This window comes from Bradyrhizobium nitroreducens (genome assembly GCF_002776695.1).
GTDB lineage: Bacteria > Pseudomonadota > Alphaproteobacteria > Rhizobiales > Xanthobacteraceae > Bradyrhizobium > Bradyrhizobium nitroreducens.
Genome location: NZ_LFJC01000003.1, coordinates 4,573,098 through 4,592,893, shown reverse-complemented (window position 1 = coordinate 4,592,893; position 19,796 = coordinate 4,573,098). Strand labels below are relative to the sequence as shown.

General features: G+C 65.8%; 20 protein-coding genes. 8 read left to right on the top strand and 12 right to left on the bottom strand.

Annotated features, from left to right (window positions below; genetic code table 11):
• Nucleotides 1-122: 122 nt before the first annotated feature.
• Complete coding sequence (gene glmM, locus TSA1_RS22175) at nucleotides 123-1,466, bottom strand: phosphoglucosamine mutase (protein ID WP_100178185.1); 1,344 nt, start codon at nucleotides 1,464-1,466, stop codon at nucleotides 123-125.
• A gap of 221 nt (nucleotides 1,467-1,687) precedes the next feature.
• The gene (locus TSA1_RS39815) at nucleotides 1,688-1,855 is read right to left on the bottom strand and encodes a hypothetical protein (RefSeq protein WP_174719017.1); all 168 of its coding nucleotides are present in this window, start codon (nucleotides 1,853-1,855) and stop codon (nucleotides 1,688-1,690) included.
• A gap of 116 nt (nucleotides 1,856-1,971) precedes the next feature.
• Between TSA1_RS39815 and TSA1_RS22165 the strand changes: the two genes are divergently transcribed.
• Nucleotides 1,972-3,108 (top strand): alpha-hydroxy acid oxidase, encoded by a 1,137-nt coding sequence (locus TSA1_RS22165; RefSeq protein WP_100178183.1) that lies wholly within the window; start codon nucleotides 1,972-1,974, stop codon nucleotides 3,106-3,108.
• Nucleotides 3,109-3,322: 214 nt separating this feature from the next.
• On the opposite strand, the gene TSA1_RS22160 is transcribed toward TSA1_RS22165, so the two are convergent.
• The 7 genes from TSA1_RS22160 to TSA1_RS22130 form a co-directional block, all read right to left on the bottom strand.
• Nucleotides 3,323-3,949 (bottom strand): hypothetical protein, encoded by a 627-nt coding sequence (locus TSA1_RS22160; protein WP_174719016.1) that lies wholly within the window; start codon nucleotides 3,947-3,949, stop codon nucleotides 3,323-3,325.
• Between the two features lie 65 nt (nucleotides 3,950-4,014).
• Nucleotides 4,015-4,854: a shikimate dehydrogenase gene (locus TSA1_RS22155; protein ID WP_100178181.1), complete on the bottom strand. Its 840-nt coding sequence runs from the start codon at nucleotides 4,852-4,854 to the stop codon at nucleotides 4,015-4,017.
• A gap of 78 nt (nucleotides 4,855-4,932) precedes the next feature.
• Nucleotides 4,933-6,675 (bottom strand): SulP family inorganic anion transporter, encoded by a 1,743-nt coding sequence (locus TSA1_RS22150; RefSeq protein WP_100178180.1) that lies wholly within the window; start codon nucleotides 6,673-6,675, stop codon nucleotides 4,933-4,935.
• Between the two features lie 89 nt (nucleotides 6,676-6,764).
• Complete coding sequence (locus TSA1_RS22145; protein WP_100181278.1) at nucleotides 6,765-7,037, bottom strand: helix-turn-helix domain-containing protein; 273 nt, start codon at nucleotides 7,035-7,037, stop codon at nucleotides 6,765-6,767.
• Nucleotides 7,038-7,350: 313 nt separating this feature from the next.
• Nucleotides 7,351-9,399 (bottom strand): elongation factor G, encoded by a 2,049-nt coding sequence (locus TSA1_RS22140; protein ID WP_100178179.1) that lies wholly within the window; start codon nucleotides 9,397-9,399, stop codon nucleotides 7,351-7,353.
• Between the two features lie 212 nt (nucleotides 9,400-9,611).
• Nucleotides 9,612-10,091 (bottom strand): DUF992 domain-containing protein, encoded by a 480-nt coding sequence (locus tag TSA1_RS22135; RefSeq protein WP_063197192.1) that lies wholly within the window; start codon nucleotides 10,089-10,091, stop codon nucleotides 9,612-9,614.
• Nucleotides 10,092-10,395: 304 nt separating this feature from the next.
• Nucleotides 10,396-11,598, bottom strand: coding sequence for a pyridoxal phosphate-dependent aminotransferase (locus TSA1_RS22130; protein ID WP_100181277.1), 1,203 nt, complete (start codon nucleotides 11,596-11,598; stop codon nucleotides 10,396-10,398).
• A gap of 579 nt (nucleotides 11,599-12,177) precedes the next feature.
• On the opposite strand from TSA1_RS22130, the gene TSA1_RS22120 reads away from it, so the two are divergent.
• The 6 genes from TSA1_RS22120 to TSA1_RS22100 all read left to right on the top strand — a co-directional run bounded on the left by TSA1_RS22120 (nucleotide 12,178) and on the right by TSA1_RS22100 (nucleotide 16,061).
• A complete protein-coding gene (locus TSA1_RS22120) occupies nucleotides 12,178-12,828 on the top strand; it encodes a glutathione S-transferase family protein (protein ID WP_100178178.1) in 651 nt (216 codons plus the stop codon).
• 157 nt (nucleotides 12,829-12,985) lie between these two features.
• Entirely contained in the window at nucleotides 12,986-13,162 is a 177-nt protein-coding gene (locus TSA1_RS39810) for a hypothetical protein (protein ID WP_174719015.1), read from the top strand.
• A gap of 72 nt (nucleotides 13,163-13,234) precedes the next feature.
• Nucleotides 13,235-13,393: a hypothetical protein gene (locus TSA1_RS22115; RefSeq protein WP_100181276.1), complete on the top strand. Its 159-nt coding sequence runs from the start codon at nucleotides 13,235-13,237 to the stop codon at nucleotides 13,391-13,393.
• Between the two features lie 128 nt (nucleotides 13,394-13,521).
• On the top strand, nucleotides 13,522-14,346 hold the full coding sequence (locus TSA1_RS22110; RefSeq protein WP_100178177.1) for a PAS-domain containing protein: 825 nt from the start codon (nucleotides 13,522-13,524) through the stop codon (nucleotides 14,344-14,346).
• 72 nt (nucleotides 14,347-14,418) lie between these two features.
• Nucleotides 14,419-14,874, top strand: coding sequence for a GNAT family N-acetyltransferase (locus TSA1_RS22105; RefSeq protein WP_097657589.1), 456 nt, complete (start codon nucleotides 14,419-14,421; stop codon nucleotides 14,872-14,874).
• A 245-nt stretch (nucleotides 14,875-15,119) separates the two neighbouring features.
• Nucleotides 15,120-16,061 carry an aldo/keto reductase gene (locus TSA1_RS22100; protein ID WP_100178176.1) on the top strand — a complete coding sequence of 314 codons (942 nt, stop codon included), beginning with the start codon at nucleotides 15,120-15,122 and terminating at the stop codon, nucleotides 16,059-16,061.
• A 16-nt stretch (nucleotides 16,062-16,077) separates the two neighbouring features.
• Here TSA1_RS22100 and hmuQ read toward each other — a convergent pair whose 3' ends face one another.
• The 3 genes from hmuQ to TSA1_RS22085 form a co-directional block, all read right to left on the bottom strand.
• Nucleotides 16,078-16,392, bottom strand: coding sequence for a heme-degrading protein HmuQ (hmuQ, locus tag TSA1_RS22095; RefSeq protein ID WP_097657587.1), 315 nt, complete (start codon nucleotides 16,390-16,392; stop codon nucleotides 16,078-16,080).
• Nucleotides 16,393-16,637: 245 nt separating this feature from the next.
• On the bottom strand, nucleotides 16,638-17,855 hold the full coding sequence (locus tag TSA1_RS22090) for a DUF1501 domain-containing protein (RefSeq protein WP_174719014.1): 1,218 nt from the start codon (nucleotides 17,853-17,855) through the stop codon (nucleotides 16,638-16,640).
• Nucleotides 17,856-17,857: 2 nt separating this feature from the next.
• Nucleotides 17,858-19,414: a DUF1800 domain-containing protein gene (locus tag TSA1_RS22085; RefSeq protein ID WP_100178174.1), complete on the bottom strand. Its 1,557-nt coding sequence runs from the start codon at nucleotides 19,412-19,414 to the stop codon at nucleotides 17,858-17,860.
• A 115-nt stretch (nucleotides 19,415-19,529) separates the two neighbouring features.
• Here TSA1_RS22085 and TSA1_RS40695 point away from each other — a divergent pair, with 115 nt between their 5' ends.
• Entirely contained in the window at nucleotides 19,530-19,748 is a 219-nt protein-coding gene (locus TSA1_RS40695; protein WP_100178173.1) for a cysteine-rich CWC family protein, read from the top strand.
• The last annotated feature ends 48 nt before the right edge of the window (nucleotides 19,749-19,796 follow it).

The following is a 19,796-nucleotide window of genomic DNA, read 5'->3' as shown; positions in this document are numbered from 1 at the left end:
GTAGCGGCGAGACGGGTGAGGGGTATCTCTCCGCGAGCAATGCTGCCGAATAGAGTTTTCGGATGCATACCCCTCATCCGGCGCTTCGCGCCACCTTCTCCCACAAGGGGAGAAGGAAGAATTCAGGCCGCGGCCTGCCCCAAGGCGGAGACGATGGTGTCGACGACGTCCTCGACCAGGATGCGGTCCTCGCCCTCGCCCATGACGCGGATCACCGGCTCGGTGCCGGAGGAGCGGATCAGGAGGCGGCCGTGGCCGTTGAGGCGCTTCTCGCCGTCGGAGATTGCCGATTTGACGTCGGAATCGTCGAGCGGCTTGCCGCCCTTGTGGCGGACGTTCTTGAGGATCTGCGGCAGCGGATCGAAGCGGTGGCAGACTTCCGAAACCGGCCGGCGCAGCTTCTGCACCACCGCGAGCACCTGCAGCGCCGCGACGAAGCCGTCGCCGGTGGTGGCGTAGTCTGACAGGATGATGTGGCCCGACTGCTCGCCGCCGAGATTGTAGCCGCCGCTCAGCATCTGCTCGAGCACGTAGCGATCACCGACCGGCGTGCGCACGAGATCGAGCCCCTGCCCTTTCAGGAAGCGCTCCAGCCCGAGATTGGACATCACGGTGGCGACGATGCCGGGACGCGACAGCCGGCCGTCTTCCTTCCAGCTCTGCGCGATCACCGCGAGCAGCTGGTCGCCGTCGACGATGTGGCCGCGCTCGTCGACCAGGATGACGCGATCGGCATCACCGTCGAGCGCAATGCCGATGTCGGCGCGCATCTCGCGCACCTTCTTCGACAGCGCCTCCGGCGAAGTCGAGCCGCATTCCTTGTTGATGTTGAAGCCGTCGGGTTCGACCCCGATCGGCACGACGTCGGCACCCAATTCCCACAGCGCTTCCGGCACCACCTTGTAGGCCGCGCCGTTGGCGCAATCGATCACGACGCGCAGGCCGTCCAGCGACAGATCGCGCGGCAGCGTGCGCTTGGCGAATTCGATGTAGCGGTCATGCACGCCGTCGATGCGGCGGGCCCGGCCGAGGCTCGCGCTTTGTGCGAGACGCTTGTCGATGGGCTCGTCGAGCAGTTGCTCGATCTGCCGCTCGACGTCGTCGGAAAGCTTGAAGCCTTGCGGCCCGAACAGCTTGATGCCGTTGTCCTCGAACAGATTGTGCGAGGCCGAGATCATGACGCCGAGATCGGCGCGCATCGACTTGGTCAGCATCGCGACCGCCGGCGTCGGCATCGGGCCGACCAGCAGCACGTCCATGCCGACCGAGGTGAAGCCCGCGACCATGGCGTATTCGATCATGTAGCCTGACAGGCGGGTGTCCTTGCCGATCACGACCCGGTGGCGATGGTCGCCGCGTTGAAACGCAAGGCCTGCGGCCTGGCCGACCTTGAGCGCGAGCTCCGGCGTGATCAGTCCGTTGGCGCGGCCCCGAATCCCGTCCGTCCCGAAATATTTGCGACTCATATCGTCCCCCAACGCAACAACCAGGGGATCCCCTCGACAACCACGGGATGCCCGAACGGACCCCGCATCCCTGATTTGCTGGCGTCTTATAAGCCTTGCGCGGCTAACTTGGCTTCAAAAAATATGATGAATCATTACGGAACCGGGCACGCGACCATCCCGGTAACGCATTGTTAACACTGTATTTCCTGCGATAACGTCGGAATGAGGCGGAACCGGCCCTAGCCGCTGCGCTTCACATGGCCGTCCTGGCGGCTCGGCGCCGGCTGGGTGACGTTGACGGGATCGGACCCCGGAAAAGTCTCCTCCAGCCCCTCTTCCAGGGCTTCCTCGAGATCATGCTTTTCCTTGATCTCTTCCGGCGAAGGTCCGGCGTGCGGCTTGGTCATGGCGCTCTCCTGCAAAACCTTCTGCAAACGATTTGGCTGCGCATCCAACCATGCTAGATGACCCCGAAATCTTCCGATGCAAGACTGTTGGGTCAAGGACGGGCCGGGGAACGATCATGAAACATATCACCTGTATCGACGATCTTCGCGCGCTGCATAAACGCCGCGTGCCGAAGGCCTTCTTCGACTATTGCGACCGCGGCTCCTATGCCGAGGAGACGCTGCGCGCCAATCGCGAGGACATGCAGGCAATCAAGTTCCGCCAGCGCATCCTGGTCGACGTCTCCAAGCGCGACACCTCGACCACGATCCTCGGCGAGCCCTCGACCATGCCGCTGATGCTCGCACCCGTCGGCTTGCTCGGCATGCAGCATGGCGACGGCGAGATCCACGCCTGCCGCGCCGCGCAGGCCGCCGGCATCCCGTTCACGCAATCGACCATGTCGATCTGCTCGATCGAGGACATCGCCGCCAATGTCGAGAAGCCGTTCTGGTTCCAGCTCTACGTGATGAAGGACCGCGGCTTCATCAAGGAACTGATCCAGCGCGCGATGGCGGCCAAGTGCAGCGCGCTGGTGCTCACCGTGGACCTGCAGGTGATCGGCCAGCGCCACCAGGACATCAAGAACGGCATGACGGTGCCGCCGGAATGGTCGCTGTCGAAGCTGCTGGATTTCGCCAGCAAGCCGGCCTGGGTGTCGGGCGTGCTCCAGGGCAAGCGCCGCACCTTCGGCAATCTCGCAGGTCACCTGAAGGTCAGCGACGACATCACCTCGCTGTCGACCTGGATCAACTCGCAGTTCGACACCTCGCTGAACTGGAACGACATCGAGTGGATCCGCTCGATCTGGCCCGGCAAGCTGATCCTGAAGGGCATCCTCGACGTCGAGGACGCCGAGCTCGCCGCAAAGACCGGCGCGCAGGCGCTGGTGGTCTCCAACCATGGCGGCCGTCAGCTCGACGGCGCGCCGTCCTCGATCGAGGTGCTGCCGGAGATCGCCGATGCCGTCGGTGACAAGATGGAGATCATGTTCGACGGCGGCATCCGCTCCGGCCAGGACGTGATGCGCGCGCTCGCGCTCGGTGCCAAGTCCTGCATGATCGGCCGCGCCTATGCCTATGGCCTCGGCGCCGGCGGCCAGGCCGGCGTCGCCAAGGCGATCGACATCATCCAGAAGGAATTGCTCACCACCATGGGCCTGTGCGGCGTCAACAAGATCGACGAGATCGACGATCAGATCATTGCGGTGTGAGGCGTCTGCCGGGATGCCGCAGCAGTAATCACTGTCGTCCCGGACAAGCGCGCCCGAAGCGCGCGAAGATCCGGGAACCATAGCCACAGGCGGGTGTGGCTACGAGGACTCGGAGTGACCTGCTTCGCGTAACAACTTTTTCCTGTGGTCATGGGTCCCGGATCTGCGCTGACGCTTGTCCGGGACGACGGCGAAGGTGTGGCTGTAGCTCCGCTCACATCGGCGGCGTCAGGCCGTCGCGGCCGACGCTGACGCGGTTGGTCTCGAACGAGCCGTCCGGCAATTGCTTCATGAAGGCGATGACTTTGGCGCCCGGCTTCAACTCGGATTTGTCGCTCGGCACGAAGGTCACCACCGGCGTGTTGTCGGCGACGAAGACTTTCTTCTCACCGTCCTTGTACTTGACGAGCAGCGTATGACCGTCATTGCCGACGACGCTTTCCGCCACCGTCGCATTGGTCATGCTCGAATTCGGCTTGAGGTCCCAGGGCCGCGAGCCCTCGCCGGTGCCGCGCATGCTCTCCGGAAAGACGTGCACCTCGACGGCGTTCTGGCCGCCGTCCGGTCCCGGCACCGTGGTGGCACCGATGAACGAGCCCGGCTTGATGTCGGCGAGTGAAATCTTGGTAATGCCAGATACGTTCACGTCCGCAGCGATGTGCAGCTTGACGTCCTCGCCGCTGCGCGACTTGACCTGCATCGTGTCGCCGTTGACGGCTTCAATGGTGCCGCGCACCCGCGTCGGCACCGGCGCCCTTTGGGCGAAGGCGCAGTAAGTCGAGACGGCCACCATCGCGACGGCGATCAGTGGACGTGTGAAAGTTGCACGTTGAATGGCCATAACGGTCTCCGATTGTCCCACGACGTTAGAACTCCGGAGATAGGGTGCTATTCGCCGCGCCCCTCTCAAGTCTTTGTGAGATCGGCCTCGACCAGCGCCCGCAACTCGGCGGTGACCTCCGGCCGCCGGCCGAACCACAGCTCGAAGCCGCGCACCGCCTGATGCAGCAGCATGCCGAGCCCGTCGGCGGTCTTCAGGCCACGCGCAGTTGCGGCGGCGAGCAGCGGCGTCACCAACGGCACATAGACGAGATCGGCGACGACCGCAGCCAGCGGCAGGCGCGCGACGTCGATATCCAGTGACGGCTGGCCGTGCATGCCGAGCGAGGTCGTGTTCACGAGAAGTTTGGCGCGCGGCAGCACGTCGTCGATCGCGTTCCATGTCACGGGATGCACGTTCGGCCCGAACTGCTGCGCCAGCGTCTCGGCTCGCGCGATGGTGCGGTTGGCGAGATGCACGCGCTTGATGCCGCGCTCGAGCAACCCGAACACGACCGCACGCGAGGAGCCGCCGGCGCCCAGCAACAGCGCCTCGTCGGCTGCGTCCCAGCCAGGCGCGCTGGCATCGAGATTGTTGATGAAGCCTTCGACGTCGGTGTTGGTCGAGCGCAGCTCGCCGTCGGCAAACCAAAGCGTATTGGCCGCGCCCACGGCCCTGGCGCGGGCATCGGGCGTCGACAGCGCCAGCACGCCTTCCTTGTGCGGGATGGTGACGTTGGCGCCGACGAAGCCGCGCAAGGACAGCCGCAGCACGAAATCCCTGAGGTCCTCGGGCGGCACCGCCTCGATCAGATAGCCGCCTTCAATGCCGAGCGTACGCAACCAGTAATGATGGATCAGCGGCGAGCGCGAATGCGCGGCCGGCCATCCGATCAGACAGGCTGCAGGAGCTTTGGGCGCGGTCATCTTGTCCTCGGGGTCGTATTCCCGAGGCGATCCATTTCGCGTCGCGCCCGCTCTGTCAAGCGCGCGGGCGCCGCAGCGTCAGGTCGGGGCTGCCTCGTCGGCCACCCCGCCCTTGATATCGGCAATGGCACGCTCGAGGCTCTGGCGATAACGCGCGCGCGGCGGCGTTACGCCGTGGGTGAGCAGCGCGCGGCGGACCGCGGGCGAGGCCCCCGTGATGAACAGCCTGATGCCCTGGCGGTGCGCCTTGGCGGCGACGCGGCCGAGCACGTTGGCCGCCGTCGAATCCAGGAACGGCACCGCGGCGAAATCGATCACGAAGGCCTTGCGCCTGTCGGCGACCTCGTCGAGCACGCTGCCGATGGCGGAGGCGGCGCCGAAGAAGAACGCACCGGTGATGCGATAGACCAGCACGTCACGATCGACCGCGAGGGCGGAATCGTAGGGAACGCGATCGCCATTGCCGTCGTCGGGACGGTCGGTCTCGACCAGCGGCGAGCGTTCCTCGATGCCGGTCATCTCGGCCATGCGATGGATGAACAGCACCGCGCCGAGCGCGAAGCCGACCAGGATGCCTTCGGTGAGATCGCGGAAGATCGTCAGCAGGAAGGTCGCGAGCAGGACGACGGCATCAGCCCATGACGAACGCAGCAGCGTGGCGAACTCATGCTTCTCCGCCATGGTCCAGGCCACCACGACCAGCACCGAGGCGAGCGCGGCGAGCGGAATGTAGCTCGCAAGCGGCGCCGCGATCAGCATGAACAGCAGCAGGAAGACCGAATGCAGCATGCCCGCAAGCGGCCCTCGGGCGCCGGCCCGGATGTTGGTCGCGGTGCGCGCGATCAGGCCGGTGACGCAGATGCCGCCGAACAGCGCCGAGCCGATATTGGCCGCGCCTTGCGCCACCAGCTCGCAATTGGAGCGGTGACGGCGCCCGGTCATGCCGTCGGCGACCACCGCGGATAGCAGCGATTCGATGGCGGCGAGCAGCGCGAACGCGATCGCATCCGGCAGCACTGCGGTCACCTTCGCGATCGAGAACGCCGGCAGCGCAGGTGACGGCAATTCGCGCGGAATGCCGCCGAAGCGCGAGCCGATGGTCTCGACCGGCAGCGAGAACACCGCACACACGACGGCCGCGAACACGACCGCGATCAGGATCCCGGGCCAGGAGGGCCGCCAGATCCGCAAGGCCGCGATGATGGCAATACTGACGACGGCGACCGCGACGGCGAACGGATTGATGGTGGGAAGGCCAGCCGCCAGCGCGACGAGTTTCGGCACGAACTCACTGGGTTCTTTCCCCGCGAGAGTGATTCCGCCGAGATCGCGAAGCTGGCTGGCGAAGATGATCACGGCGATGCCGGCAGTGAAGCCGACCGTCACCGGATAGGGAATGAACTTGATGTAGGTGCCGACCCGCAGCAGGCCCGCGGCGATCAGGAACAGGCCCGCCATCAGAGTGGCGAGGATGACCCCGTCGACGCCGTGGCGCTCCGCGGTCGCGGCGACGAGGACGATGAACGCGCCCGCAGGTCCCCCGATCTGGAAGCGGCTGCCGCCGAGCAGGGAGGCGATGAAGCCGCCGGCAACGGCGGTGTAGAGGCCGCGGTCCGGCGTGACACCCGAGGCGATCGCGATCGCCATCGAGAGCGGCAGCGCCACGATCGCAACCGTCAGACCTGCGAAGACGTCGGCGCGCAGATCCGCAAGCCCATAGCCCTCGCGCCATACGGTCACGAGCTTTGGCAGATAGAGTTCGGTAAAGGTCGGCTGCCGAAGCCCGTGCAGCTTGCCTGCGTGTTCGCCCGTGATGCTCATGCCCACAATGCTCCGATGCATCGTGCGGCCGCGTATCGGGGCGCGACGGTGCGTTGGTTCAACCTGCTCCGAGCATGATCATCGCGGGATCACGCTCCCACCCGGCGTGGAGGCCCCGGCTCTTTCAGCCGAACACCACGTCCGCCGCCTTCGCTGCGCGCCTGTTCGCCGATCAGCTCGACGCCGGCCCGCTCGAACGCCTCGACCACCCTCATCAGGGTCTCGACCACGCCGCGAACGTTGCCAGTGCTCGCCTCCATCCGCTGGATGGTCGGCAACGACACGCCTGCGAGTTCCGCCAAGGCTCTCTGGTCAATGCCGAGCAGCGCGCGGGCTGCCCGCATCTGGAATGACGTGATCACCTTAGCCTCACGTATCAACGCTTATAAGTGATATCTAGAACGTGCACAATGATGTAAAATACATCATTGTGCGATAAACGCAAGGGCCGCCTGCGTGATGCAGCCGTGCGCGGAGACCCCGCTCTCGTGTCCCGACGCAGCGCAGCACGAAATGATGAGCTGCAGAGCCGGGACCCAAGCAGCGGCGAACTCCGTGGCTTTCTGGGTCCCGGCTCTGCGCAACAATGCTGCGCAGAGCAGCGCGTCCGGGACACGCTGCAGGGATCAGCGCACCCTCCCCCCGCGAGTGCGGAGAGAGTTGCGTCTCGTCAGATCACGCCGCGTGCTGATGCGCGGCGATGATCTGGTCGGCGGCACGTCCCGTGACTTCGGCCATGTGGTCGAACGTTCGGATGAAGCTGCCGGCGCCGGCGGTGGCGGAGCGCAGCTCCACGATCAATTCGCCGATTTCGGCCTCCGGCATCATGGCGCGGACGCAATCCCAGCCGCTCCAGCCCTCGCGGGTGTCGAAGCCGAGGATCTGGCCGCGCCGCGCCGACAGGATCGCGTTGATCTTGGCGGTCGCATCGGTCGGGCAGACGATCTCGACCACGTGGATCGGCTCCAGCAGCACCGGCTGGCATTGCGGCAGGCCTTCGTTGAGCCCGATCCGCGCCGCGGTACGGAAGGCGAGATCGGAGCTATCGACGCTGTGATAGGAGCCGTCGGTCAGCGTCACCTGCACATCGGTGACGGGGAAGCCGAGCGGACCGCGCGCCAGCCCGTCGACGACGCCCTCTTCCACCGCTCCGATGTAGTTGCGCGGCACAGCGCCGCCGACGACTTTCTCCGCGAACTTGAATCCCTCACCACGCGGCAGCGGCTTGATGTCGAGCACGACGTCGCCGAACTGGCCGTGGCCACCGGACTGCTTCTTGTGGCGGCCACGCTGGACGATCGGCTTGCGGATGGTCTCCTGGTAGCCGATCGCAGGAGGATGGGAGTTGATCTTGACGCCGAAGCGGTCGCGGAGCCGCTCGCTTGCGACGCGCAAGTGCATCTCGCCCTGTCCCCACAGCACGGTGTCGTGGGTCTGGGCGTTCATCACGATGACGAGCGAGGGATCCTCCTCGTGCAGCCGCGTCAGTGCCTGGCCGAGCTTCACATCATCCTTGCGATCGATCGCCGCAACGGAAATCGCGAGCACCGGGGGCATGGGTTCTGCCGCGGCGAGCGCGGCCGGCGGGGTCTTGCCGCTCGAGACCGTGTCGCCGGTCTTGATGGGGTCGAGCTTGGCGAGCGCCACCGTGTCACCGGCTTCGGCCGAGGCACGCTTGGTGTCGTACGCGCCGTTGACGGCGAGGATGCCGGAGATGCGCCCTGCCCCGCCGGAGGCGGATTGCAACGTCGCACCGTCATCGAGATGGCCGGCGAGCAGCCGCGTCAGCGACAGCTTTCCACCATGCTGCGAATGCAGCGTCTTGAACACGAAGCCGAGCGCGTCCTTGCTCTCGGTTACGCCGAGTCGTTTTGCGGTCTCGGCAATGCCGGGCGCCTCATGGCGCAGCGCCTTCATCAGGCGCAGCACGCCGTTTTCGCGCGCGGCCGCCCCGAGAAGAACGGGGCAGATCAGCCCCTCGCGCAATTCGCGGGCGAGGTCGTCGAACACGGCATCGCGCGGCGGCTGAATGTCCTCGAGCAATTGCTCCATCAGCGCATCGTCGTGATCGGCGAGCTTCTCCAGCATCGAGAAACGGGCTTCCTTCTCGCGATCGAGATTGCCGCCTTCGAGCGCGACCACCTCGGAGGCCTTGTGCTCGCGATAGATGAAGGCGCGCTCCAGCGCGAGATCGACGAAGCCCTCGATCAGCTCTCCCTTCCAGATCGGGATCTGGCGCAGTACCAGCGGCACGCGGGAGGCGGGCTGTAGCATTGCGAGCGTCTCGCGGATACGCTGGCTCGCGCGGTCGATCTTGTTGAGGAACAGGAAACGCGGGATCTTCAGCTCCTCCAACTCGCGCAGGATGATCTGAAGCTGCGGCAGCTTCTTCTCGTCGGCTTCGCAGACCACGACCGCGGCATCGACCGCGGGCAGCGCGGCGCGCATGTCGTGGGCGAATTCGACGGAACCGGGACAGTCGAGGAAGGTGTAGCTGTCGCCCATGAAACTCGTGGTGGCGGCAGTCAGCCCGACGGTCATCTTGTGATGACGGGCCTCGGGCGTGGCGTCGCCGACGGAAGTTCCGGCATCGACGCTGCCGGCGCGCGGGATCGCGCCCGTTCGCGCCAATATTGCTTCGAGAAGTGTGGTTTTACCGCTTTGGAAAGGGCCCACCAGCGCGATGCACCGTGGACCTCGGGGACTTCTGACGTCATGTCCCATTCGCCGCCTCCTTGGTGTGGAGCTCGGCCCATGATTGGGTCGGCAAGCGCAGATGCTCTGCCCGTCCCCGAGATTTGGCAAGCGTCAAACGTCGCTGCGGTGCGTCGTCAGTTCGATCAAGTTTTATAGTGCCTGATGAGATCAGGTCGGCCCGTCGGCCATGTTTCACCTCTCCCCAGCGGGAGAGGTGAAAGCAGCTCCGCCCTTGGCGCTCAGCGGCCCGGACGGAGTTCCAGGCTTTCGAGGCCGGCGGCGACGTTGAGGCCGACCTGCCCCTGCACGCTGAGCGGCTGGAGCGCGATCGAATTGTTGGAGCCGCCGACCAGCACGTTGCCGCCCAAGCCGACACCGACCGAGGCACTGCCCTGCGCACCGGCATAATTGCCGGAGAGATCGCCGGGGCCGAGCCGGTCGACCGGCGCGAACACGCCCCACGCCAAAGCCGTCTCCTGGGTAATGCCGATGTCGAGACCCACTTTGCGGATCGTCGCCACGTAGCGATCGTCGGGCAGACCGTCGGCGCGCAGCACGCAGCCGAGATGGGTCACCGATCCCACGATGAAGCCGACGCTGGCGCCGCCACGGCATTCGAGCACGCCGACCCGCGCCATCCGCTGCTGCGCACTGCCGCTGACGCTGGAGGCAACGAGGCTGGCGACGGCGAGCCCGGCAAAGATGAACGAACGGCGCATGAAATATCTCCGGCAATGATGTGATGCGAGCAGAGAGCGCCCACCCGCATTGCGCGTCTATGCCACAAGAGTCTTGGGGGTGCCAGATTGAACGAGGCGAATTGGTGCCGTCTTCCCTTCTCCCCTTGTGGGAGAAGGTGGCGCGAAGCGCCGGATGAGGGGTATCTCTCCGCGACTGCAATTGGCAGAAGGACTCGCGGAGAGGACCCCTCACCCGTCTCGCCGCTTCGGGGGAGATTGCGCACGGCACACAAAAAAGACCCGCCGAAGCGGGCCTTTCCAGTTTGCGCCTGTCGCGCCAAGCTTACCGCAGATTGCCGCAGAAGCGCTGGATGCGCTTGCAGGCGTCTTCGAGATCGGAAGTCTTGGTCGCGTAGGAGATGCGGAACGCAGGTCCGAGGCCGAAAGCCGAACCCTGCACCACGGCGACGCCTTCGGTCTCCAGCAGCTCGGTGACGAAGTCCTCGTCATTGGCGATCACCTTGCCCGACGGCGCGGTCTTGCCGATCGTTCCGGCGCAGGACGGATAGACGTAGAACGCGCCCTCGGGACGCGGGCATTCGATCCCCTTGGCCTGGTTGAGCATGGAGACGACGAGGTCGCGCCGTTCCTTGAACACCTTGTTGTTGGCGGGGATGAAGTCCTGCGGACCGTTCAGCGCCTCGACCGAAGCCCACTGCGCGATCGAGCAGGGGTTCGAGGTCGACTGCGACTGGATCGTCGCCATCGCCTTGATCAGCTGCGCGGGGCCGCCGGCATAACCGATGCGCCAGCCGGTCATGCAATAGGCCTTCGACACGCCGTTCACGGTGAGCGTGCGATCGTAGAGTTTCGGCTCGACCTGCGCGACCGTGGTGAACTGGAAGTCGTCATAGACGAGGTGCTCGTACATGTCGTCGGTCATCACCCAGACATGGGGATGCTTCACCAGCACATCGGTGAGCGCCTTCAATTCCGAACGGGTGTAGGCAGCGCCGGTCGGGTTCGACGGCGAGCACAGGATCACCCATTTGGTCTTCGGCGTGATGGCGCGCTCGAGCGCTTCGGCCTGGAGCTTGAAGCCGGTCGCGGCGGTGCAGACCACCGGCACCGGCTCGCCGCCGGCGAGCGCGACCATTTCAGGGTAGCTGACCCAGTACGGCGCGGGAATGATCACCTCGTCGCCCGGATTGATGGTCGCCATCAGCGCGTTGTAGAGCACCTGCTTGCCGCCGGTGCCGACGATGATCTGGTTCGGCTTGTAGGTGACGCCGTTCTCGCGCTGAAACTTGGCGATGATCGCGTCCTTCAGCTCGGGAATGCCGTCGACGGCGGTGTACTTGGTCTTGCCGGCTTCGATGGCGTGGATCGCCGCCAGCTTGATGTTGGCGGGCGTGTCGAAGTCGGGCTCGCCGGCGCCGAGGCCGATGACGTTGCGGCCCGCCGCTTTCAGCGCGCGTGCTTTATCCGTGACCGCGATGGTCGCGGACGGCTTCACACGGTCGAGCGCAGCGGCAAGGAAGGGCATCGTCATCTCCTGACAAGTGTCGTGAACCCAGGCATCGTGAACCCATGGGTCGTCACGACTCTGATTGTGGGAATGGAGCCACCCTAAAACGTGTGCCGCTGCGCCGCAAGAAACTTCGGTCCGATCTCGCAAAAGTTTACGGATCGGGAGCGGTTCGAGCCGCGATTTCCAGCAATTTTCCGCAACTTTGCCTCCGGAATTGCTCATATCCGACAAGGCGTGCCCTCGGAGCAATTTTGCGACGTTCGCGATCGAGCAGAGGGTGGTCATGCCCGGGCTCGTCCCGGGCATCGATGTTCTTCGCGCCGCATGGCCAGGACGTGGATGCCCGGCCAGGACGATGGCGGAGACGTTTGCGTTTCATCACGCGCGGCGCACCGCCTCCACGCGTTGACGCAAGCGTGAACTGATTTGCATCATCGCGCGGAAATGATCTTCCGCAGCGTTGCAGTGCGGTAGGGTTTTCGAGTTTTTCTATTGGCCGGCCCTTGCGGCGGATTCGCATCGGCATCATTCTTGAGCGGCGTCGCGGGGCAACCGGGCGTCGCATCTTCCCGTCCTCGGATTCGAACTCTCAGAATGTACAAGCTCTATTCGATGCAACGCTCGGGCAACAGCTACAAGGTTCGCCTTGCGCTGGCGCTGCTCAACGTGCCCTACGAGGCCGTGGAGGTGGACATTCTGCGCGGCGAGAGCCGCACGCCGGACTTTCTGACCAAGAACCCTTCGGGACAGGTGCCGCTGCTCGAGGTCGGCGAGGACCGCTATCTCGCCGAGTCCAACGCCATCCTCTGGTACGTCGCCGTCGGCACGCCGCTTGCGCCGGAGAATCGCATCGACCGCGCCGAAGCTCTGCAATGGATGTTCTTCGAGCAGCACGCGCTCGAGCCGAATATCGGCGCCGCCTATTTCTGGCTCTCGCTGGTCAAGGGCGGCCGCGACCTGCAGACCCATTCGCTGGAGGATTGGATGGAGCGCGGCTATGGCGCCTTGCAGGTGATGGAAAACCACCTCAAGACCAATTCCTATTTCGCCGCGCGCCAGCTCACGGTCGCCGACATCGCGCTCTACGGCTACACCCATCTGGCCGACCGCTGCGACTTCGACCTCCAGGCCTTCCCGGCGATCCGCGACTGGCTGAAGCGGGTCGAAGCCGCGCCCGGTTTCGTGCCGATGGATTGGCGGCCGGCCGACATCGACGACCCCGCCAGCATTGCCGCCGGCGCCTGACGGCATAGCCGCCGCTGGGCCGAATAGCGGGCATAAAGGTAATATTTGCCGCAATCCGGCCATTTTCAGCGCGATAGCCGCCGCAATGTTGCCGGTTGAAACTGGGAAATTGCGGAAAGTTGCGGGTGATTCGCTCGCGCGTTGAAGGATTTAGACCATGATACGGGCGTCCGGCACGGCAGGCTTTCAGGGCCATCCCGCGACCGTCGCGTCTTCCCGGCTCACCAATGCAGTCGCGGCCTCACTGGCGATCGCTGCGCTCTCGCTCTGCCTGATCGTCACCCTGACGGTGTTGTCGACCAAGGCGACCATGGCGATGGGCCTGCCGGCCTGATTCCCGTTTCATCCTGGTCCGGCCTTCAAGGCGCCGCATGACCCGCGCCGGCCGGATCGCGACAGGATGTCGATGAAATCACCTGTGGTAGTCGTTGCAATCACATTGACTGCGGCCATCCTGGTCGCGGCGTCACTGTTGATCGTCGTCGGCACCCGCAAGAGCCCGGGAACGTCGACGCTGAATGCGCCTGCGCTGCAACAGTCCTTCAAGCACGCGCACCTGGTCTAAAATCATCTGAAAGCCTTACGCTTGCGGGCAAGCGTATCTTAAGCACGCCGCGCGAAAACGCGTTGGATGAGTGCAACGATCGGCCAATGTTGCGGCCTTACCTCGTTCGGGAGGAGCGAGACTGGCCCATGCGGTTCGGATGGCGTGCGATCTCCGGTCCGGCGGCGACGGCAGCGACCCTGCTGCTGGCGATGCTGCTCGAACGCGCGATCACCCTTCCCTCACCTGCCCCGCTGTTCATCTGCATCGTGGCGCTGGCCGGCGCGCTGTCGGGTGTCGCCTCGGCCATGGTCACCGCGGCTGCCGCGGTGATCGGCGCTGCGCTGCTGTTCCTTGACCGGCATGGCGTCGACCAGCACGGCTTCTCCTATGCCGCCGCGGATCTGATCCGGCTCGGCCTCCTGGCCGTGACCGCGGCGCTCACCGCAGCAGTCACAGGCCTGATGCGCGAACGGCTGCTCGGCACGTTCGCGGCCGAGCGCCGCAGCCACGCCTCCGCCGCGCGGCTCTCGGCCGCGCTCGACCAGGTCGACATCGGCATCGTGCTGCTCGACGCCGAGACCCGCGCCGAATTCATCAACCGCGCGTTCCGCGATTACTTCGCGGTGCCGGACGAGATCGCCGACGGCAAGCCGCCCTTCATCGCGCTGATGTATCACGGCCGCGACACCGGCGCGTTCGAGCTGCCCGAGGAGGAGCTCGGCACCTTCATCGCCCAGCGCATGGAGATGGTGCGGACCGGCGATGCCACGCCGATCAACATCGCCTTGCGGACCGGCGAGGTGCTGCGTTTCGTCTGCACGGCACTGCCCGACGGCGGGCGCATGCTCAGCTACACCCCGGTGACCGACCTCGTGCGTCACACCGACGCGCCGGCCCGCGCCGACTACTACCGCTCGCTGCGCGATCCCACAGGCCGCAGGCTGATCCGGTATCTTCGCGTCGCGGAGTGATGCGACGGCGCGATTGATCGGCGCGGCCGTCATCACGTATGAAGGACGCTTCATCGATCGTGGGAATTCCAGATGTCGCTCACCATTCGCTCCGTCACCAGGCAGGACTACGATCAATGGCTGCCGCTGTGGGACGGCTACAACGCCTTCTACGGCCGCTCCGGCCCGACCGCGCTTGCGCCCGAGATCACGAAGGTGACGTGGCAGCGCTTCTTCGACGGCTACGAGCCGGTGCATGGGCTGGTCGCCGAGAGCGACGGCAAGCTGCTCGGCATGACGAACTATCTGTTTCATCGCAGCACCACCGCGATCGAGCCGTCCTGCTATCTGCAGGACCTGTTCACGTCCGAGAGCGCGCGCGGCAAGGGCGTCGGCTCGGCACTGATCCATGGCGTGTATGAGCGGGCGAAGCTGGCGGGATCGCCGCGAGTCTATTGGCAGACGCACGAGACCAACCTCACGGCGCAGCGCCTGTACGACAAGGTCGCGGAGCGTTCCGGCTTCATCGTCTATCGCAAGATCTTCTGAACCGGCGCCTGTGGATAAGTCAGCCTGTCACCCGCGCGTAACATAGCGGGGCTACGCTCCCGCCTGCGTCTGATCTGGCCCCCCGTCACCGATCAAGCGCCCCAAGCGGTCCCCGTCAGTCGCCGCGTCTGACAGGGGCCGCATTTTTTTGTCCGCGCTGCCGGCATGGCAGCAGCGCGGCGGGCAGCTTGCAGCTCGCGAGCGCGGTGGTCACAATGCCCGCGCTCATCTGACAGGATCTCTCCATGGAAATTCGCAATCTCGGCGCCTCCGGCCTTCGCGTGTCCGCGGTCGGGCTCGGCTGCAACAATTTCGGCCAGCGCACGGATCTGGAGACCTCGCGCAAGGTGATCCATCGCGCGCTGGACCTCGGCATCACGCTGTTCGACACCGCCGACATCTATGCCGACATGGGCGGCTCGGAGAACGTGCTCGGCGCAGTCCTCGGCGATCGCCGCAAGGACATCGTGCTGGCGACGAAATATTCCAAGCCCATGGCCGAGGACGGCACCAAGCAGGGCGCCTCGCGCCGCTACATCATGGCGGCCGTGGAAGCGAGCCTGAAGCGGCTCAAGACCGACTATATCGATCTCTACCAGCAGCACGATTACGACCCGCTGACGCCGATCGAGGAGAGCCTGCGCGCGCTCGACGATCTCGTCCGGCAGGGCAAGGTCCGCTACATCGGCAATTCGAACTTTCCGGCCTGGCGCGTCGCCGAAGCCGAGTACGTCGCGCGCGCCATGAACGTCAGCCGCTTCGTGTCGTGCCAGGACGAATACTCGCTCGTCGTGCGCGACATCGAAAAGGACCTGCTGCCGGCGGCGCAGGAATACAAGCTCGGCCTGTTGCCGTTCTTCCCGCTCGCAAGCGGACTGCTCACCGGCAAGTACCGGAAGGGCGAGGCCGCGCCGGGCGACACCCGCTTCGGAAAGGTGGAGCGGCTGCGCGACCGCTACGTCACGCCGCGCAACGAGGACATCGTCGAGAAGCTCCAGGCCTTTGCAAAGGCGCGCGGCCACAGCATGCTCGAGCTCGCCTTCTCCTGGCTCGCCGCCCGCCCGCAAGTGTCGAGCGTGATCGCGGGCGCGACCCGCGTCGAGCAGATCGAGCAGAACGTGAAGGCGATCGCCTGGAAGCTCAGTGCCGAGGAGATGGCGGAGATCGACAAGATCACGCTGGGCTGACGCTCGCGGTGCGGCGCTACTTCGCCACGGTCTGGATCACCTCGAAGCCTTCGAACTGGGGATGGCCGAGATAGGCCGGCTTGGTGTCACCGGCCCGCGCATGCGCCGCCCGAAACGCCTCCGACTTGGTCCAGGCCTCGAACGCGGCGTGGTTCGCCCACACCGTGTGCGAGGCATAGAGCGTGTGATCCTCGGCTTCGGGTCCGCGCAGCAGATGGAATTCGACGAAGCCCGGCACCTTGTCCAGATGGGTGTCGCGGCCGAGCCAAACCTGCTCGAAGGCGGCCTCGGAGCCCTTGACGACACGGAAGCGGTTCATGGCGATGTACATGGGAGGTCTCCTGATCCGGAACTGTAAGGGACGCACCGCCCTCTCGCTCCCTCGCCCCGTTCTTACGGGGAGAGGGTGGGGTGAGGGGGGCCTCCGCGAGTTCGGTCTCGATTGTAGGCGAAGTGCGTGACGCATGCACTGACGTTGTACGAGTCGGATAGGCTGTCACTTTGGCAACTGTGTGCCTTGCCCCTCACCCGGATGGCTTCGCCATCCGACCTCTCCCCGCAAAGAGCGGGGAGAGGTCAAGCCACCAACCCCTTCATCGGCCGCGCGCTCGCACTGTCCGGGAACACCGTCTCGGCCAGCACGCGATCGGACAGGCCGAACTGGCCCTGCAGCACGCCCTTGATCACCGCGCGCAGGTCTGTCGTCGGCTTGAGGTCGCGGGCCTCATGGAGGTTCGCGAGTTTCAGGCCCGGCCAGTCGGCGATGACGCGACCGCCTTTCACCGCGCCGCCGGCGAGCAGCGCGATGGTACCGGTGCCATGATCGGTACCGTCGGTGCCGTTGATGCGCGCGGTGCGGCCGAATTCGGTGGCGACGACGACGACGGTGTCGCGCCAGCGATCGCCCAGGCCGCTTTCGAATTCGGCGAGGGCGCCATCGAGCCCGCCGAGCAGGAAGGCGAGACGCCCGACCGGGCCGCCTTCATTGGCATGCGTGTCCCAGCCGTCGAAAGCGAGCGCAGCGATGCGTGGGCCGTCATCGGCCGCCATCAGCTTGGCCGCGCCACGCGCGACCTGGCGCATCTGCGCGGCCTGATTGCCGGGCTTCGGCTTCATGTCGTCGCCGCTGGCGGCCTTCTCGAGCTGAAGGCCTTGCGACAACGCCGAGGCCAGCGCGGGATCGCGATGACGATAGAGATCGACGAGCCGCATCGCGGTGTCGTCATCCGCCTGCGGCAGCGCCACCGGCGCCCAGCCGACGGTCGGCGCGTTGCCGCGCAGCACCAGCGGCGTGGTGGGCCCGACCGCAAGACCGCTCGACACGCGCTCGCCGCGCGGAAGCACTTCCAGCGCGCGGTTGAGCCAGCCGGACTGCACGCGGCCCGGCCCGGCATAGCCGCTTTCGAGCACGTCCTGGCCGTCGAAATGCGAGCGGTCGCGATAGGGCGTCGCCACCGCGTGGATCACCGCGGCGTGCTTGTCGCGATACATGCGCGAAAACTCGGGCATGGCGGGATGCAGCGCGAAGAAGGAATCGAGCATGATCGCGGGATGGGCGCCATCCGCGGCGAGCGCGATCGAGCCGTGCAGGCCGGCATAATCGGGATCGCCGATCGGGGCGACGGTCGCGAGCCCGTCGAGCGCGCCGCGCAGGATCACCACGACCAATCGGGGATCGCGCCCATCGGCGGCGCGTGCGAATTTCGGCAGGTAAGCCCAGGCCGCGAAGGAGGCGCCGCCGAGCAGAAGGCCGCGGCGCGAGGTGAGGAGCCGGTTCTCGACGCAGTCGATCATGATCATCTCCTCTGCATTTCCGGCGACATCAGGAGCAGCGCGAGCGCCTGCTGGCGCGACTCCGCGCGCTCGATGGCTTTGCGCGTGTCGATGGAGGCCGCATCGGCCGCCGCAAATTCCAGCAGGTCCAGCGGATCGATGTTGTTGCCGAGCCGCGCACCCATCTGCGCCGCGATATCGAGCCTGAGCTTCATCCCCTCGGGCGCAGCCCAGGCCGCGTTGGTATCCGGGAAACCATTCGGCCCCGCCGGCGACCACAGCGGCTGTCCCAGCAGGTTCAGATTGTTCAGATAGGCGCCGGGATCCTCCGGCACCCGCGCGAGCAGCCTGCCGCTCGCGACGAGGAAATCATAAGGGCTGCGCATCTTGGTCAACGGTGCCTTCCACGCCTCGTCGGAATCGACCAGCGCCGTCGCAAGCGCCTTGAGATCGCCGTCGGTCTTGATGAAGACGTCGCGCAGGCGCGCAACGAGCGCCGGAGGCGGTTCGTCGGCAACGAAATGGCGGACGAATTTGGTGGCGATGAAATTCGCGGTCGAGGGATGCCGCGCGATGTCGGCGAGCGCGGCTTCGCCCTGCGCCAGCCCCGTCGGCTCGTAGGTCCTGCCGAGCAGCATCTGCGGGCCCGGCTGGTGCGCATTGGTGTTGAACACGAAGGAGCCGGGCGCCCCGAGCTGCCCCTGTCGTCCGGCGAAGGTCCAGCCGGTGATGATGCGGGCGAGCGAGGTGACGTCGGCCTGCGTATAGCCGCCCCCGACCCCGAGCGTATGCAGCTCCATGATCTCGCGTGCGAGATTTTCGTTCAGCCCGCGCTTGCGATTCTGGCCTGCGCGCGAATCCGGACCGAGCGATTGCTGGTTGTCGAGGAAGAACAGCATCGCGGGATGCTGCTCCACCGCTTTCAGCATGTCGGCGAAGCGTCCGAGCACGTGCGGCCTGATCGCCTCGCGTTCGAACGCGCCGGCCCAGATCCGCGCCAGCTCGCCCTTGCCCGCGGAGATGCAGAAATGATTGGACCAGAACACGACGAGACGCTCGGTGAAGCCGCAGGTGGCCAGCGTCGCGCGCTGCAGACGCGCCAGCGCCTCGGCGCGGAAGGTTTTCTGGATCACGTTGAGCGGCTGCGGTGCAGGCTTTGCGGGCTGCGGCGCAGCCATGTTGGGCTGCATGGTCTCCGGCTTCGCCGCATTGTCGGCGGGCCTTGCATCGGCCATCTGGCCCGCAACTTCGGTCGCCGCTGCGTTCAGCGACAGATTGCGGCGCAGAGCAGGCTTCTGATCGGCAGGCGCTTGTGCCGGCGCTTCAGTGGACGCGGCTGCCTTCGCCGCTTCGCGTGCCTGCTTGACCTGATCCTGATAGGCGAACACGGCCTGCCCGAGTTGCTGCGTCGATTGCAGGCCGGGCGCCTCCAGCAGCACACCGCTGGGACGCGCAAGCTCCGCCTTCACGAAACCGCGCGGATCGGAGGCCGCGTTGATGAGATCGCCGGACGCTCCGCCGCGGGCACCGAAGCCAAAACGGTTGAGCGCAACGAGCGCGGCTTGCGAATCGCGGGCCATCAAATTGTCCTTCGCGCCGTCGTGACGCGCTTTCCGATATCACGCACGTCGCGTAATATACGGTGTCGGGAGATGAACCCGACATTAAAATGACGGCGAAGCTTCGGCGCAGACCATGACAATTTCGAAAGAATTTCCGTTGCAGGAACCGCGTCGCCTGGCCTGCTCCCGCTGCGGCGCCGAGTTTGCTTGCGACCTCTCGGGCAATTGCTGGTGCGCGGAAGAAACAGCAAAGCTGCCGATGCCGATTGAGGGTGAGGACTGCCTGTGCCGGGAATGCTTGCGCAAGGCAGCGGCGGAGGCCGTCCGTAGCCCGGGTGGAGCGCAAGCGTAATCCGGGAATCCCTCCACAGGCACCGGCCCCCGGATTTCGCTGCGCTCC

Coding starts and splice junctions, on each gene's coding strand:
- glmM (WP_100178185.1), bottom strand. CDS start 1,466: ATGAGTCGCAAATATTTCGGGACGGACGGGATTCGGGGCCGCGCCAAC.
- TSA1_RS39815 (WP_174719017.1), bottom strand. CDS start 1,855: ATGACCAAGCCGCACGCCGGACCTTCGCCGGAAGAGATCAAGGAAAAG.
- TSA1_RS22165 (WP_100178183.1), top strand. CDS start 1,972: ATGAAACATATCACCTGTATCGACGATCTTCGCGCGCTGCATAAACGC.
- TSA1_RS22160 (WP_174719016.1), bottom strand. CDS start 3,949: ATGGCCATTCAACGTGCAACTTTCACACGTCCACTGATCGCCGTCGCG.
- TSA1_RS22155 (WP_100178181.1), bottom strand. CDS start 4,854: ATGACCGCGCCCAAAGCTCCTGCAGCCTGTCTGATCGGATGGCCGGCC.
- TSA1_RS22150 (WP_100178180.1), bottom strand. CDS start 6,675: ATGAGCATCACGGGCGAACACGCAGGCAAGCTGCACGGGCTTCGGCAG.
- TSA1_RS22140 (WP_100178179.1), bottom strand. CDS start 9,399: ATGGGACATGACGTCAGAAGTCCCCGAGGTCCACGGTGCATCGCGCTG.
- TSA1_RS22135 (WP_063197192.1), bottom strand. CDS start 10,091: ATGCGCCGTTCGTTCATCTTTGCCGGGCTCGCCGTCGCCAGCCTCGTT.
- TSA1_RS22130 (WP_100181277.1), bottom strand. CDS start 11,598: ATGCCCTTCCTTGCCGCTGCGCTCGACCGTGTGAAGCCGTCCGCGACC.
- TSA1_RS22120 (WP_100178178.1), top strand. CDS start 12,178: ATGTACAAGCTCTATTCGATGCAACGCTCGGGCAACAGCTACAAGGTT.
- TSA1_RS39810 (WP_174719015.1), top strand. CDS start 12,986: ATGATACGGGCGTCCGGCACGGCAGGCTTTCAGGGCCATCCCGCGACC.
- TSA1_RS22115 (WP_100181276.1), top strand. CDS start 13,235: ATGAAATCACCTGTGGTAGTCGTTGCAATCACATTGACTGCGGCCATC.
- TSA1_RS22110 (WP_100178177.1), top strand. CDS start 13,522: ATGCGGTTCGGATGGCGTGCGATCTCCGGTCCGGCGGCGACGGCAGCG.
- TSA1_RS22105 (WP_097657589.1), top strand. CDS start 14,419: ATGTCGCTCACCATTCGCTCCGTCACCAGGCAGGACTACGATCAATGG.
- TSA1_RS22100 (WP_100178176.1), top strand. CDS start 15,120: ATGGAAATTCGCAATCTCGGCGCCTCCGGCCTTCGCGTGTCCGCGGTC.
- hmuQ (WP_097657587.1), bottom strand. CDS start 16,392: ATGTACATCGCCATGAACCGCTTCCGTGTCGTCAAGGGCTCCGAGGCC.
- TSA1_RS22090 (WP_174719014.1), bottom strand. CDS start 17,855: ATGATCGACTGCGTCGAGAACCGGCTCCTCACCTCGCGCCGCGGCCTT.
- TSA1_RS22085 (WP_100178174.1), bottom strand. CDS start 19,414: ATGGCCCGCGATTCGCAAGCCGCGCTCGTTGCGCTCAACCGTTTTGGC.
- TSA1_RS40695 (WP_100178173.1), top strand. CDS start 19,530: ATGACAATTTCGAAAGAATTTCCGTTGCAGGAACCGCGTCGCCTGGCC.